The organism is Microcoleus sp. AT9b-C3, from assembly GCF_036705485.1.
In the GTDB taxonomy this organism is placed as follows: domain Bacteria; phylum Cyanobacteriota; class Cyanobacteriia; order Cyanobacteriales; family Microcoleaceae; genus Microcoleus.
In genome coordinates, this window is record NZ_JAUBUR010000021.1 from 90,046 (window position 1) to 105,117 (window position 15,072).

The 15,072-nt window shown below is 47.8% G+C and carries 10 protein-coding genes; 6 read left to right on the forward strand and 4 right to left on the reverse strand.

Annotated elements, in window-relative coordinates:
- Positions 1–32: 32 nt before the first annotated feature.
- Positions 33–1,307, reverse strand: coding sequence for a cell division protein FtsZ (gene ftsZ / locus QUB77_RS19300; protein ID WP_333175964.1), 1,275 nt, complete (start codon positions 1,305–1,307; stop codon positions 33–35).
- A gap of 118 nt (positions 1,308–1,425) precedes the next feature.
- Here ftsZ and QUB77_RS19305 point away from each other — a divergent pair, with 118 nt between their 5' ends.
- Entirely contained in the window at positions 1,426–1,629 is a 204-nt protein-coding gene (locus tag QUB77_RS19305; protein ID WP_333175962.1) for a hypothetical protein, read from the forward strand.
- A gap of 47 nt (positions 1,630–1,676) precedes the next feature.
- Here the strand turns inward: QUB77_RS19305 and QUB77_RS19310 are convergent, their stop codons facing one another.
- Positions 1,677–2,579, reverse strand: a complete 903-nt coding sequence (locus QUB77_RS19310) for an FtsQ-type POTRA domain-containing protein (RefSeq protein WP_333175960.1) — start codon at positions 2,577–2,579, stop codon at positions 1,677–1,679.
- Between the two features lie 338 nt (positions 2,580–2,917).
- Between QUB77_RS19310 and QUB77_RS19315 the strand changes: the two genes are divergently transcribed.
- The 5 genes from QUB77_RS19315 (at position 2,918) to QUB77_RS19335 (ending at position 13,058) form a co-directional block, all read left to right on the forward strand.
- Positions 2,918–4,249 carry a P-loop NTPase fold protein gene (locus QUB77_RS19315; protein ID WP_333175958.1) on the forward strand — a complete coding sequence of 444 codons (1,332 nt, stop codon included), beginning with the start codon at positions 2,918–2,920 and terminating at the stop codon, positions 4,247–4,249.
- A gap of 683 nt (positions 4,250–4,932) precedes the next feature.
- Positions 4,933–10,410 (forward strand): WD40 domain-containing protein, encoded by a 5,478-nt coding sequence (locus tag QUB77_RS19320; protein ID WP_333175956.1) that lies wholly within the window; start codon positions 4,933–4,935, stop codon positions 10,408–10,410.
- A gap of 320 nt (positions 10,411–10,730) precedes the next feature.
- Positions 10,731–11,537, forward strand: coding sequence for a TPM domain-containing protein (locus tag QUB77_RS19325; RefSeq protein WP_333175954.1), 807 nt, complete (start codon positions 10,731–10,733; stop codon positions 11,535–11,537).
- 142 nt (positions 11,538–11,679) lie between these two features.
- Positions 11,680–12,303, forward strand: a complete 624-nt coding sequence (locus tag QUB77_RS19330) for a precorrin-8X methylmutase (protein ID WP_006632961.1) — start codon at positions 11,680–11,682, stop codon at positions 12,301–12,303.
- A 290-nt stretch (positions 12,304–12,593) separates the two neighbouring features.
- Positions 12,594–13,058: a GNAT family N-acetyltransferase gene (locus QUB77_RS19335; protein ID WP_333175951.1), complete on the forward strand. Its 465-nt coding sequence runs from the start codon at positions 12,594–12,596 to the stop codon at positions 13,056–13,058.
- Positions 13,059–13,189: 131 nt separating this feature from the next.
- Here the strand turns inward: QUB77_RS19335 and QUB77_RS19340 are convergent, their stop codons facing one another.
- Together QUB77_RS19340 and dapB are read right to left on the reverse strand one after the other, a co-directional pair.
- Positions 13,190–13,900, reverse strand: a complete 711-nt coding sequence (locus QUB77_RS19340; RefSeq protein ID WP_333175949.1) for a phosphate ABC transporter permease — start codon at positions 13,898–13,900, stop codon at positions 13,190–13,192.
- A gap of 213 nt (positions 13,901–14,113) precedes the next feature.
- Positions 14,114–14,941, reverse strand: a complete 828-nt coding sequence (gene dapB / locus QUB77_RS19345; protein ID WP_333176100.1) for a 4-hydroxy-tetrahydrodipicolinate reductase — start codon at positions 14,939–14,941, stop codon at positions 14,114–14,116.
- Positions 14,942–15,072: the final 131 nt, after the last annotated feature.

Here is a 15,072-nt window from a genome sequence, read left to right on the forward strand (position 1 = left end):
CAAATCTAAAATCTAAAATCTAAAATCTAAAATCATCTTGGCGGGCGACGGTTACGCAAAAACTCAGGAATATCCAATCCCAAATCCTGTGGCGGTTTCGCTTTCGGATCGGGCGTCTGTTGAGCAGGAGTCACCGGCACAGTTGCAGCCCGCCAAGGAGCATTAACATTTTGCGTCCGCCCCGGAGTCGGAGGCGCCGAAACTTCCCCCGAAAAACCCGTAGCGATCACAGTAATCTTAATTTCGCCCTGAAGCCGCTCGTCAATCACCGCTCCAAAAATAATATTGGCATTTGGATCGACAACCTCGTAAATCGTCTCAGCCGCCGCATTCACCTCGTGCAGCGTCATGTCAGTACCGCCAGTGATGTTAAACACCACACCTCTAGCGCCCTCAATAGACGAAGCTTCCAGCAGAGGCGAAGAAATAGCCTGCATCGCAGCCTCTCTAGCCCGCGACTTGCCAGAACCCACGCCGATGCCCATCAAAGCCGAACCCGCATCAGCCATTACTGCCCGCACGTCAGCAAAGTCAACATTCACCAAACCGGGAATAGTAATAATGTCAGAAATACCCTGAACCCCTTGGCGCAGGATATCGTCAGCAACTCGAAAAGCCTCTTGTACCGGCATTTGTTCGGAAATCACAGACAGCAGCTTGTCGTTAGGAATTACGATCAGCGTATCCACCCGGGTTTGCAAAGCCGCAATCCCTTCCTCAGCTTGGCTGGTGCGCCGCCGTCCCTCAAACGTAAAAGGCCGCGTCACTATGCCCACAGTCAAGGCGCCCATTTCCTTAGCCACCTCAGCCACGATCGGAGCCGCGCCTGTGCCCGTACCGCCACCCATGCCGGCGGTGATAAATACCAAATCCGCATGATTCAGAGCATTAGCAACCTCGTCGCGAGATTCCTCCGCAGCCTTTTGACCGATCGCCGGATTGCCCCCCGCCCCCAAACCGCGCGTCAACTTCTGTCCGACTTGCAAGCGTTTCGGAGCATTTGAGAGAACCAGAGCTTGGGAATCTGTATTCACGCACCAAAACTCGACACCAGAAACCTCGCTGGCAATCATCCGGTTAACGGCGTTGCCCCCACCGCCGCCGACGCCAATTACTTTGATTTTGGCAGCACTGCTGGGCATTATGTCTTTGGGATTGACCATAGGATCGATATCAATACTATCTACATTTACATAACCAGACTTGCGTCTAAAGGGATTGGCGGAATCTGCAGCCACCGGAAAATTTTTTACTTCTTCCGAAGGGGGACTGTCTTGGTCAGACCCCTGTCTATTATTAAGCTTCATTAGAGTCGGGGATAGTAGATTACAGCTTTTTAACTAAACGCCAATTCACAATCAACTATAGGCTAAGTTGCGCGAAAAACTAACACTGGTCGATGCTTAATGTTAGCAATCTCGGATTTTGGCGACCTCGCTAGCCCAGACCTCGCTTGACGCCATCCAGGTACTTGACCGGATTAAGGCAGTTGTAAGCAAGGCAGAAGGAAAAAAATGGATACTAGCCTCAGAGGCATCGGGATGGAAAGAAAAATCAGATTTTTTTTCCCGACTCGATATCAAAAAACAGTCCTTATTTCCAGCGCTGCGTATTGATCCTGATGGCTAAAAATTCTGCCGTCCGATCGATACCTTCTACCTTTTGTTGACAGAGGATCAATTTCGGGCGCGAGTGGGTGCCGGAGTTGAACTCTCCAAACTGCCGGGTAGTTCTGGCAAATGGACGATCGGCGAAGCAGGATTTTTCAAGTCAATGTAGGCTATTTTGCTTGAATCTAGCTGTTTTGGCAATTGTCGCATTCGGTCTAAAACCTTAAGTTGCTCCGCAGTCTTGGAACTGTACGGCCCTAAGTGTACGGTACCGATCTCTGTTTTCAAGATCAAGTTGTTCGGGTTTTGCCAATTAATCTCAAACACTTTCACCGTCAAGCCGCTGAGTCCTTGGTAAAACTTGGGCCAATAGGCGCGATACTGTTCCAAAGGCCCGATGACTTTTAAAGTGGGCAAAGAACGCTGAGGCTGCGTTCCCGGAATGCTGCCGGGCCCGATCGAACTATTCTGCGATCGTACAGCAGTATAACTATCCGACGGCATCCAACCTCCGCGAGCGTCCAGCCACCCCACTTTTTCCTTGTCACTGTTCGATCTCAACACTGCAGTCGGCTGCGCCACCGCTACCGGCAGGCGTTCTGCCACTTCTACAGTCAAACTCGGCGGAAACAAGTTGCGAGTCACCTTAGCTTGGGCGATCGGCCCGGTTGACTCCAGCTTTTCTGCCAGGGCTTGCGGTTGAATCCCCCACAGCGACTGCGGGTAAGACAGCGGCACCAAAGACCGCACCGCCTTATCTGAAAGCCACTGATTGCCCTCCACCTTCACTTGTTCCGATCGGGCAATTAACCAAGCCGGCTGAGCAATCCACCACAGCAAACCTCCAGCCATTGCGCTCGCTGCCAGCATTTGCCACACAACAGCCGCCAATCGAGCGCGCCTCTGCTGCCGCAACTTTTGGCGCCTGCGCCCTAACTCTGTTTGAGAAACCGCTCCAAAACTAGCCATCTACCTCTTGACAATATAGTAATTAAGGATTAGCACAAATTCAAAACTGTTTAATCTTTGTCTCTTGAGCCCTGTTTTCCCCTACCATTTAACCAGATCCCCGCAAATTTACCCAGCCTCCTGCCAATATCAGTAATATCACTGATCCCACTAAGTAATAAAAAATTATTAATTAAAAATTCCCAATTCCCGCGCCGGGAAAACCCCTTGCCCGATCAAGGTTGTTTGGGTATTTAGGGCATTACCCCACAGGGCAAAAGGTTACAAATCAAACTAAACTCAACTAAAGAAAGTTTAGACTTTCGATTAACTTTTTTAACTTTTATTCGGCTTCAATTGTGATCGCACTCGAATTAGACAGATTCTATAAAGCCTGCAACCCGAGCAAGACCCTTGTTGCCGGAGACCCAGGAGATTATCAATACTACATTGATTTTGGTTCCGTGCGTGGCGGCAAAATCATTGAATCTTTACAGCGAACCATTACCCGCATCTCCCCCAACGAGCCAACCTGTCAGCTATTTACAGGACATATCGGCTGTGGCAAATCTACGGAATTGTTTCGACTGAAAGCTGAGTTAGAGCAAGAGGGTTTTTGCGTCGTCTACTTCGAGTCTTCCCAAGACTTAGACATGGGTGATGTAGACATCAGCGATATTTTGCTGAGCATTGCGCGCCAAGTCAGCGAAACTATGGAATCAGCTAAAATCAAACTCAGACCGAGCTATTTTACCAATCTGTTTGCAGAAGTGGCAGAATTTTTGCAGACTCCCATAGATTTGTCAGCGGAAGCCGAGTTATCTGTAGGCATTGCAAGAGTTACTGCTAAAACTAAAGACTCTCCCAAATTACGATCGCAACTCAGGCAATATCTCGAACCCCGCACCAACAGCATTTTGCAGTCGATCAACGAAGAACTCCTCAACAAAGCTAACGCTGAACTTAAGCAGCAAGGCAAAAAAGGGCTCGCAGTCATCGTTGACAACCTCGATCGCCTCGACGCATCCCTTAAACCCAGCGGACGCACACAGCCAGAATACTTGTTTTTAGACCGTGGCGAACAGTTGAAAAAACTTAATTGCCATGTTGTCTACACGATTCCCCTGACTTTGATTTTTTCCAACGACTTCGGCCGCCTCGCCAGTCGATTTGGAGTCAAGCCCAAGGTGATGCCGATGGTACCGGTGCAAATGCGATCGGGCGACGACCACATTGAAGGAATGGCACTGCTGCGGCAGCTAGTATTAGCTAGAGCTTTCCCCGCAGTTGCTCCCCATCAACGCATTGATTTGATTTCCCAGGTGTTTGACTCTCCCGAAACTTTAGATCGGCTTTGTCGGATTAGTGGCGGTCACGTTCGCAATCTACTGATGCTTTTGTATAGCTGTTTGCAGCACGAAGACCCTCCCTTCTCTCGCGAATGCCTCGAAAGCGTCATTCAAGAATATCGCGATGACCTTTTGGGAGCCATCAATGACCTGGAATGGGAATTGTTGTTTCAAGTCGTCAAGCGACAAAGTGTAACCGGCGAAGAAGAGTCTCAAATCTTGTTGCGAAGTATGTTTGTCTTTGAATACCGCGATCAAGAAGGTCGTTGGTTTGGGATTAATCCAGCCCTAGCAGAAACCAGAAAATATAAGGAGTGGCTGCAGCGCACTGAAGCAAAATAGTTAGGATTTTTGAGGTAGCTTCGTGACTCTAAGCACCCTTAACAACGAGGGACTTAGAAAGTATTTAACTGAAAACTCATCGCTCACAACTCCGAAATCTTACCATCCAATACAGAAATCAGTCAGCGGTTTTTGCCACTGGCTGATTTCTGTTGAATGCTGGCTATAGGCGGTGAATGTTATTGTCGTGTAAAACTTTGCCACCACTAAGGACGTTGCCCACTCTCAACTCTCATATCTGCAATGTCAGACCCCCTATTTCTGTTTTTATCTGTTGCTCTTAATTTCACATAATTTGAGCCCGAACAACATTTTTTTGGCGGTTGTTTTAAATGCCTGCTACAGATATATCGAAGTTGTTTACTAATAGCTAGCAGTCGGTACGATCGTGAACTTAGCAGTTGCCTATTTACGAGCTGTAGTCCTTTATATGTAGCTGAATCAAAAAATCTAAGGATGACCTTAAATTTTTATTGGGAAGTCTAGCATTCTCTGAGATGGGGAGGTATGATATCTTTACATTGGCTCTAATAACTATGTAAGTATTGATAGGACAAGTACGGAAAACTACGTATTTATACAGAGATAAAGCGTCAGACAGAGACGGCCATGTCTAAGTAGATACGCTTTCAGTCACGATTGGCGAGCGTTAGGTAATTGATTAATGCAAAAGAGGTGCACGCATGACCGATCTAATTAAGGTACAAGAAACTGCCAACTACAACGAGCGCTCGCTCAAAACTCTGGTCAGGTCCATCACAATGTCTCAACACCAATTCTCGCTAATTTTGGTGCGCTGCAACTACGAGCAGTTGCGCCAGCAAATAGCGCAGCGGCTGCGAGAAGTGTCCCCAGTTCCAATTAAAGATCTCGTCCTGCCAGCTTCAGTCAAAACCCTTTACACTACTCTGCTCTCAAGCACTTTCCAGGAGGGGTACTCGCCTGTCGGTGGCGCCTCGGCTTTGATGGTATTCGGTTTAGAAACAGTAGTAGCGATCGACGAACTGATGGCCTCTACCAATCAAGTGCGAGACGAATTCCGCAAAAATTTTTCCTGCCCAGTGATTTTGTGGGTAACAGATGACATCGTGACCAAAATGATTCGTCTGGCCCCGGATTTCAAAAGTTGGGCCGCCGCCACAATTAAATTTGAAATGGGCGTTGACGAATTAATTAATTTCCTCGCTAGGCGGGCCGATACTATATTTAAAATAGGCGAACTCAATCAAGAACTCGCCAACAGCAACGTCAGCAGCATAGCTAATTGTGAGACCTGCGAAACCCCGTGCGAAAAAAGCGCCCTGGAGCGCGAAATCAGCCCTGGAGAACGCTTTCTAACTTTTAACTCAGGGCCCCAAAACCGACGACAATCAGATGTCCACTCGTATTCGCCATTGAGTCCAGGCAATACCTTCGATTTGGCGATAGGCTCTTTGCCACGCCGAGAACTAGAATTAGCTTTAAGAGATTTACAAAATCGCGGTGAAGAATTAGAACCCGCCCTCAAAGCCAGCCTGCAATTCGTTCTCGGTCGAGATTACTATGTCAGCGACCAAACCGAAACTGCCTTAATTCACTACCAAGAAAGCTTAGTATTTTGGCAGCATCAAACGGGCAATTGGGAACTGGCAAACTGGGAAAATTCCGAAAACCCAGAAACCCTCTCCTGCTCATTGTCCAATCCTGTCCCCAACATCCTATTTTTAGAGAGAGAAGGGATAGTGCTATTTCACATAGCCCTGTGTCACCGCTTGCAAGCAGCCAGAAATCCGGTAGCCAACCGCCAGCACTGGGAACAAGCTTGGATGAGCCTAGAACAATCTAGAAACGCTTTCTCCCTTGCCTCACGCCCGGAATTGGTAGCTGAGGTGACAGCACACCTCGGAGAAGTGCTGCAGCGCCTGAAAGCGTGGGGAGAGTTGCAAGCATTAGCTGAAAATTCTTTGCAGTTGCACTTCACTTACGGTACTCCCAGCCAACTAGCTCAAGATTACGGCTTTTTGGCTGAAGTTGCCCTGCAAGAGTCGAGGTGGAGTCAAGCCCGCCAGCTAGCGGAGTTGGCTTTGGCGATTTTGGATCAAACGCCTAATGATTTGAGATTGCTGATTGAAGATTTGAGATTGGGGTTTGAGGGAAATTATCCAGAAATTGTGGGCTCTAACGAGTTAAGTAACGAACCCAAATCTAAAATTCAACATCCTAAATCCGACAGGAGTTCGTATCTTTTACTTTTAGCCAGAAGTTTGCGACAGCTAGGGCAGTGGGAGGCGGCGGTTCATTCTTTGGAGTTGGCTCAATCTCAAAGCGAGCCGAAGTACGACCCCCGACTTTACATCGATATTTTGACTGAACTGCAAGCGGTTTATTTCGAGCAGGGAGAGTATCTTAAAGCGTTTCGGATTAAAAAAACCCAGAGGTCGATCGAATATCAATACGGATTTAGAGCTTTTATCGGAGCCAGCCAATTGCAGCAGCAGCGCCAAGCGGTCAATCCTTCGGGTCCCTCAGCTCAAAACCAAGCTGCCATCGCAGCGTCCATGACAGCTTACTCGCGCCAAAAAGATATCAATAGCTTGCTAGAAAGAATTAGCAGGGACGACCATAAATTAACTATTATTCATGGGCCCAGCGGAGTCGGGAAAAGTTCTCTAGTCAATGCCGGCTTAGTACCAGCTTTGAAAAATATTACTCCGGGCGCGCGGGATACATTGCCCGTAGTAGTCAAAGTTTACACCGACTGGCTGGTGGAGTTAGAAAATGCTTTGAACAGCGCACTGTACGACAAACAAGCCGAAGAGGAAAGTAAATTAATCTCGAAAGGACTACAGGAAATCCACAAAAAAAGTTGCTCGATTATTCCGGCTCGCAGCTCCGAAGTCTCTTCTTTTATTATAGATCAGTTGCGCGAAAATGCCACAAATAATTTGTTGACTGTGCTGATTTTCGATCAATTTGAAGAGTTTTTCTTTGTTTCAACTTCAGTGGCACAAAGACAACTTTTTTATAATTTTTTGCGGTTGTTTTTGAATTTGCCTTATGTCAAGATAATTCTGTGCTTGCGCGAAGATTATTTGCACTACTTACTAGATTGCGATCGCTTCCCAAATCTTGACGCTATTAACAATAATATTCTCGACAAAAGTATCCGCTACCAACTGCGGAGTTTTTCTATCAAAGACGCGCGGGCTGTCATCGGACACTTAACAGAGCGGGCCGAATTTTATTTAGAGCCGGCACTGATAGATGCCTTCGTAGAAGATTTAGCAGACGAACTGCAAGAAGTGCGACCAATCGAATTGCAGGTAGTAGGAGCGCAACTGCAAGAAGAAGGTATTACCAGTCTAGCACAATACCAGCAATTGGGGGACAATCCCAAAGCGGAATTAGTGAAAAGGTCGCTCGAAGGAGTCATCTCTGACTGTGGCCTGGTTAACGAAGATGCAGCGTGGAAAATCTTGTTTTCCCTGACCGATGAAAGAGGCGTTCGCCTGATAAAAACCAAACACGAACTCTCGCTAGTGACAGGCCAACAGCCAGCAGAGGCGGGCGAAAAAGAATTATCGGCGATCGGCAGAAACAGAATTTCTCTACAGCGACAGTTCGCAAAAGACCCAGAAATCCAACAAAAGAAAACCGACAACCTCGACTTAATTTTAGACATTTTAGTTGGTCATGGTTTGCTATTTCTGCTACGGGAAGCGCCCGAAGACCGCTATCAATTGGTACACGACTATTTAGTGCGACCGATCCGCCAAAGATTCGGCTTAGAAGCCAGACTGCACAAAGCAGAAGCAGACAAAAAAATGAGTCAAGCACAGCTCTACCGAGCCAATACTTTTCTCAAACAACTGCTGGGAGTAGCAGTGATTGGCGTCATGCTGCTAACCAGTTCCACCATCGCCGCCGTCAACTTTTGGTGGCGGGCGGTGGGTCAAAAACAGCTAGCGGTCGCTCAAACTCAGCGAGCGGAAATCAGTACCCTGACTGCCGCTTCTGAAGCACTTTATTTCTCAAACAACAAATTTGACGCCATGATGGAAAGTTTGAGAGCTGGTAAAAAGTGGAAACAGATCGAACACTCCCAACAAATGTATACTCTCAAAGACACCGAAATTCTGATTTCTGCTGCCCTCCAGCAGGCAGTTTATGGAGTCAAAGAACGCAACCGCTTGGAAGGACACGGCGATGTAGTTTGGGGTCTTAGCTTCAGTCCAGACGGCGAAACAATAGCTTCTTCTAGTGTAGATAAAACCGTCAAACTTTGGCGGCGCGACGGCAGTTTGTTGGCCACTTTCAAAGGCCATACTAACAGTGTCTCCTGTGTGGCGTTCAGTCCCGACAACAAAACCATAGCCTCGGCAAGTTTAGATAAAACTGTCAAAATTTGGCAAACTGACGGCAGTTGGCTGGCAACTTTCAACGGGCATACTAACAGCGTTACCAGCGTTGCTTTTAGCCCTGACGGTCAAACGATCGCCAGTGGCTCTACAGATAAAACTATCAAACTTTGGAAAACCGACGGCACGCTGCTGCGAACGATCGAACAATTTGCTCCCGTAAATTGGCTAAGCTTCAGCCGCGACGGCCAAATAATCGCTGTGGCGAGCGATGACGGTACTGTGAAACTGTGGAGTTCTGACGGCAGGTTAATCGCTAATTTGTGGCACAGCGAAAACAGACAACCCTCGAAAATTTACACTGTCAGTTTCTCCCCCGATGGTGAAACGATCGCCAGTGCGGGTGAAGATAAAACGGTGAAAATCTGGAGCATCGCTGCACTCAAACACCCAGCAACAGAAAATTCAACACAAGCAAAAAAAGGTGAACTGCTAACAACTTTGCGGGGACACAGCAAGTGGGTATTTGGTGTCAGTTTCTCCCCCGACGGTCAAACACTTGCTTCTGGAAGTGCAGACGGGACTGTCAAACTCTGGAGTCTGGCTGGTGTTGGCGACAAACGCCCAACCCATGCTAGCAACATTAAACCAGAGAGTCGCTTACTGAGAACTTTTGAGGGACACGCCGATCGAGTTACTCAGGTGAGTTTTAGCCCGGAAGGCAAAACCCTGGCTTCGGCAAGTTTTGACAAAACTGTCAGGCTGTGGCGACTCGATGACGTGCCGCTCAAAACCCTTGACGGTCACCAAAACCGGGTGCAAGGCGTTACTTTTAGCCCCGACGGCCAAAGGCTGGCTTCTGCTTCTACGGACACAACTATCAAACTCTGGAGCCGCACGGGAGTTTTGCTAGAAACCTTGGAAGGACACACTCAGAGAGTCGCCAGTGTCAGTTTCAGCCCCGACGGCCAGCTACTTGCTTCTGGGAGTTACGACAAAACGGTGAAAGTCTGGAGTTTGACAGAAGATGGGATGAATAATATTCTCCCCTGTCCTTCGGCTCCGCTTTTCCCGTGTTCGCCTTCTGTGCTGTTCACTCTCGACGCCCACGCCGACAGCGTGATGAGCGTGAGTTTTAGCCCCGACAGCGAGATACTGGCTTCGGCGAGCAAGGATAAGACTGTGAAACTCTGGACTAGAAAAGGCAGGTTGATTAAAACTTTGACGGGACACACTGGCTGGGTGACTGGGGTGACTTTCAGTCCCGACGGCTCGATGCTGGCTTCTGCAAGCGATGACGGTACTCTCAAACTCTGGAATCGGGATGGTCGTTTGCTGAGAACTTTTGAAGGAGCTCACAACAGTTTTGTGTTGGGGGTTGCTTTTAGCCCTGACGGCAAAATGCTGGCTTCGGCGGGTTACGACAATTCGGTGAAATTGTGGAAGGTGGACGGGACTTTGGTGGCGACGCTGCTGAAGGGTTCTAGCGACAGCGTGACTAGCGTGGGTTTTAGCCCGGATGGTTTGTTGGTGGCTTCGGGCAGTTATGACCATAAGGTGAAGCTGTGGAGTCGCAGCGGGACTTTGCTGAAAACTTTGACGGGTCACAAGGATAGCGTGATGAGTGTGAGTTTTAGCCCGGATGGGAAGGTTCTGGCTTCGGCTGGCCGGGATAATCGGGTGATTTTGTGGAATTTGGATCTTGACGATTTGCTGGTGAGGGGCTGTGACTGGGTGGGAGATTATCTGAGAACTAATCCTAATGTGAGCGATCGCGATCGGCGTCTCTGTGAGGGGGTTGGGGCAAAACCAAATCGATTTTAGATTTTAGATTTTAGATTTTAGATTGGGGGATTGAGTCGATTTTAGATTTTAGATTTTAGATTTTCGATTGGGGGATTCAGTGGATTTTCGATTTTCGATGTTACTCACCCCCTTGAGGAGCTCGATCGCTAATTTCTCCCCCCTTCCCCCTCTCTCCCTCCCCCCCCTCCCCTCCCCCTTTATCAAAAACTATTTTTTCCTTCCCCTTGCTCTCGGCTTCCTGTAAAGTAAATAATTGTAAAGAAATATGAGTTTTCTCTTATCCTCTGGTTAAGACCGCCAGCTAGCATTCACAATTAAGACCCGGATTATAAGTTCCTATGTCACAGCTTTTCCCGCGAAAATTTCTAGCCTCTGTTGCTGCATTTTGTCTGGCTTTGTCCGTGTGGGCGATCGCACCTGCGGCCCACGCTTTCAATAATCCCGATTTGTTGCCTTCAACTCAGACGCCGATCATTGACTTAGCCAAAGCCCTTACGGATATTGAAGAACAAAATTTGGCAAAAAATTTAAAGGCATTTGAAGCCGAAACCGGCTGGAAACTGCGAGTGCTGACTCAGTACGATCGCACGCCCGGTTTGGCTGTCAAAAGCTATTGGGGGCTAGATGACAAGAGTGTGTTATTAGTTGCTGACCCCCGAGGGGGCAATTTGCTCAATTTTAATGTGGGCGACTCGCTGTATCCGCTGCTGCCGCGCACTTTTTGGGTGGAACTGCAAACCCGCTACGGTAATCAATTTTTTGTGCGGGACAATGGGGAAGATCGAGCGATTATTGAATCTTTGGAGTCTATAGAAGGCTGTTTGCGTCAGGGCGGATGCCGCGTGGTTCCCGGTTTGCCGAGGGAACAGTGGGTTCTGACGTTAATTACGTCGGTGGTTGGCGGCGTCATCTGCGGGTTTGCGGCTCAGCCTCGGAAGCCGGGACAGGTTGTGGCTTGGCAGTGGGCGCTGATTTTTTCGCCGCTGTGGGGCATTCTGTTTTTCGCCTTCGGACTTGGGCCGGTGGTGACTCGGACTTCTGACTGGTTGCCTGTGGTTCGTAATGTGTCCGGTTTTGCGATCGGAGTTTTGGTGGCATTCCTGACTCCGGTGTTGGGCAAATCTTCTTCGTCGTCGGAAACTTAGTTGTCAGTTGGCAGTTGGCAGTTGCCAGTTGCCAGTCAACAGTCATCAGTCAACAGTCATCAGTCAACACTCAACAGTCAACAAATGACTAAAAGCTGGTAAGCTGATACCTGACAACTCACAGGCGACAGCTATCCAACAAATGGAATGGCACGTAAGCGATGCCCAGAGTCTGGGATTAATCGATAACGAAATTGGCGACCACGGTTTTTCAGCGGCGGAGTACGAAATAGTCCGCCGCGTGATTTATGCGACTGCTGATTTTGAGTACAAGTCTTTAATTAGTTTTTCCGATCAGGCTTTGCAGGCTGGGGCGGCGGCTTTGGCTGCTCGGACTACGATCGTGGTAGATGTGCCGATGGTGCAGGTGGGCATTACGCCCCTAATCCAAAATACCTTTGCGAATCCGGTTTACTGTTCGATGGAGGCTTTGACGCGCCCCCAAAAGGAAAGGACGCGGGCGGCTTGGGGGATTGAAACTTTGGCAAGACGCTATCCTGAAGGGATTTTTGTGGTGGGCCAGGCTCAAACTGCTTTGTCGGCGATCGTAGATTTGATTGAATCTGAGGAAATTCGGCCGGCTTTGGTGATTGGGACGCCTTCTGGGTTTGTGGGGGTTGACGTGGCTAAGTCGCGGCTGCATGATTCGATGATTCCTCACATTCGGATTGAGGGCCGCAAGGGATCTGCGGTGGTGGCTGTGGCTATTGTTAACGGGCTGGTCGATTTGGCTTGGCAAGCTTACGGCCAAGAGGGGAACAGTTGATCGATAAGTTAAGTGTCATGAGTCATGGGAGTTTAGATTTTAGATCCCGCTTTGGGCACCCTCTACTTTCACAATAGGTTTTTTCAGAATTTGGTGAACAAATTAAGTTACTTTTTATAACGCGGGATTCTGTGAACCATCATAGATATTCCTGCACGTATGAGAGTCCAGAAACCGGGTTTGATGGACGAAAATACAAAGGTTACAGCCACAGATTCGGTAAAAAACCCGGTTTCTTTGTCGGCGTGGGTAAGTCTTGATAGAGTAGCATTCTCTAACAAATTAAGGAAATGTGCCGATTGCAAATTCGCGAAGATGACCTCAGAGGTAGAAAGATCGCTGACTTTCTGTGCGAACATCTCGAAAATATGAAGGAGATTACACCACCTGAAAGCGTTCATGCTCTTGATTTAGAAGCATTGCGCTCGCCCGATATTACTTTCTGGACGGCTTGGGAGGGTGATGAATTACTCGGATGCGGAGCACTAAAAGAACTAGATTCAAGAAGTGGTGAAATCAAATCAATGCGTACTGCCAAGGCTCACCGCCGTAAAGGTATCGCCGGGAAAATTCTTGAACACATTATAAAAGAAGCCGAAGGGCGTGCTTACGATTGCCTGAATTTGGAAACAGGGGCTTTGCCTGAGTTCGCCCCGGCACGAGCCTTGTATATACGGTATGGGTTCAAGTACCGAGGCCCCTTCGCTGAATACATTGATGACCCGAATAGCGTGTTTATGACGAAAAAGCTCTAGAAGCGACTTCTCTAAATTGGTGTATTTCTTGAAAATCTCGCAATGACGCTTAACTATTATTAGACATCTCCAGAAATTAAGTTTTTGCCTGGGTTTAACTTGCCGTCGCTCTTACAAGTGGCGGTTATTTATTAATAATCAGCGGGCGATCGCCTTTTTACATCTCTGCTTTGATTAGTGCGATCGCGGTCTTTTTTTCTGCCTTTTTTAATTTGCTGGCTCATCTCGACAAACAAATCTCTACGCAGATAAGGATAGTCGCTCACCCACACGTCACGGCTGGGAATATAAATATCTGAAACTTTGGCAATTCTGCCTAAATCTTCTTGATTTGACATAATTAACATTAAAGCAGCTTGGCCGGGGACAATTCCTTGGTGATCTTTCCGCAATGGAGCTCGAAGTGTAGTAGTAAATCCGGTTTTGTCGCCGACTTCTAAATTAATTCGCGGTTCTAGGTTGTCAACTATTACGAGTTGTCCTTTTTGATTGACTGTTTCTTCTTGACTTGTGACTTCATCTGTAATATATATATCCAAAACTCGTCCTTGCCAAAAACCACAGTATTGATATTTGCGGCATTCTGCATTCCGCAAACTCGCCCACAAAATCGGCCCCCACAGCCAGTACAAACCAGCTATCAATCCGGTGATTAAAACTAGCGGCCCGACATCTGAACCGGCGAAGTTGTAGAGTACCAGGAGGAAAACTACGCTGACTGCAGAGATTAACATTCGCCTCAAAAAATCGGGCGGTTTTCCCCAGATATATTTGTATTGCGCTCCCGTGGCGACGGCGGGAATTAGTTCTTGAAAGGTTTCGCGGGTTAAGGGAATTAGCATAATTTGTGATTAGGAATTGGGAATTGGTGATGGGGAATTGGTAATAGTCTGGCGTGTTAAATATGAACCGAAAAAAAATTAGTAGGGTGCGCAATGCGCACCGGTGCGCATTGCGCACCCTACATAATTAGGCTATTAGTTATTGGTTATTAGTTATTGATTATTGGTTATTGGTTATTCACTCCCAATGCCCAATTTCCAATTACCAATTACCTACAGTATTTTTTCTAGGCCGTAAACGAGCGATCGCAATTCAAGGACTTTGCGTATAGACAGCAAGACTCCGGGCATATAACAAGCGCGATCGCTCGTATCGTGTCGTAAAGTATAAACTTGACCGGCGCCACCAAAAATTACCTCTTGGTGGGCAATTAAACCGGGTAAACGGATGCTGTGAATGCGAATCCCTTCATCCGCCAGTGAACCTCGAGCGCCGGCTAATTTTTCGGTTTCCTCAACTTCTGGCGGATTGAAAGTTTTTCCCATTTCTGCTAACATTTGGGCAGTTTGAATTGCCGTACCGCTGGGGGCGTCGGCTTTTTGATTGTGGTGCAGCTCGATAATTTCTACGTGTTCAAAATACTGAGATGCCGTGACGGCGGCTTGTTGGAGCAAAACCATGCCGATCGAGAAATTGGGTATGATTAAACACCCGATGCTCGCTTTGTCAGCAAATTCAGCTAAGTTTTCAATTTGCTTGCTGCTCAATCCGGTAGTGCCGACTACTGGGCGAATGCCGTAAGCTATGGCCGATCGCACGTTTTCATAAACAGACGAAGGGTGCGTAAAATCTACCATCACGCCTAACTGCTTTTCCTGAGCTGCTAATACCAGCATTCCTTGCAAGTCGTCAGTGATGGGAACTTCTAACGGGCCGCATCCGGCTAATTCGCCGGCATCGGCGTTGAGGCACGACTGAGAGCGGTCTACAGCCCCAAATAAGGTCATGTCACTAGCATGGGCGATCGCCTTAATTACTTCGCGGCCCATTTTGCCTGCTGCACCGTTAACAATCACCGGAATCGGAAGTTGATTCGCCATCATCTCAAAAATATCCTGAAAGTTTGATCGACTAAATTTTAACGCTTGTACGAATTTGGGGAAACAAGCAATGAAAGACAGGAGTTGTCGGCAAATCTTCAAAAACCCGGTTCCCATTCGAGAAATACTTT

Coding starts and splice junctions, on each gene's coding strand:
- ftsZ (WP_333175964.1), bottom strand. CDS start 1,307: ATGAAGCTTAATAATAGACAGGGGTCTGACCAAGACAGTCCCCCTTCG.
- QUB77_RS19310 (WP_333175960.1), bottom strand. CDS start 2,579: ATGGCTAGTTTTGGAGCGGTTTCTCAAACAGAGTTAGGGCGCAGGCGC.
- QUB77_RS19320 (WP_333175956.1), top strand. CDS start 4,933: ATGACCGATCTAATTAAGGTACAAGAAACTGCCAACTACAACGAGCGC.
- QUB77_RS19325 (WP_333175954.1), top strand. CDS start 10,731: ATGTCACAGCTTTTCCCGCGAAAATTTCTAGCCTCTGTTGCTGCATTT.
- QUB77_RS19330 (WP_006632961.1), top strand. CDS start 11,680: ATGGAATGGCACGTAAGCGATGCCCAGAGTCTGGGATTAATCGATAAC.
- QUB77_RS19335 (WP_333175951.1), top strand. CDS start 12,594: ATGTGCCGATTGCAAATTCGCGAAGATGACCTCAGAGGTAGAAAGATC.
- QUB77_RS19340 (WP_333175949.1), bottom strand. CDS start 13,900: ATGCTAATTCCCTTAACCCGCGAAACCTTTCAAGAACTAATTCCCGCC.
- dapB (WP_333176100.1), bottom strand. CDS start 14,941: ATGGCGAATCAACTTCCGATTCCGGTGATTGTTAACGGTGCAGCAGGC.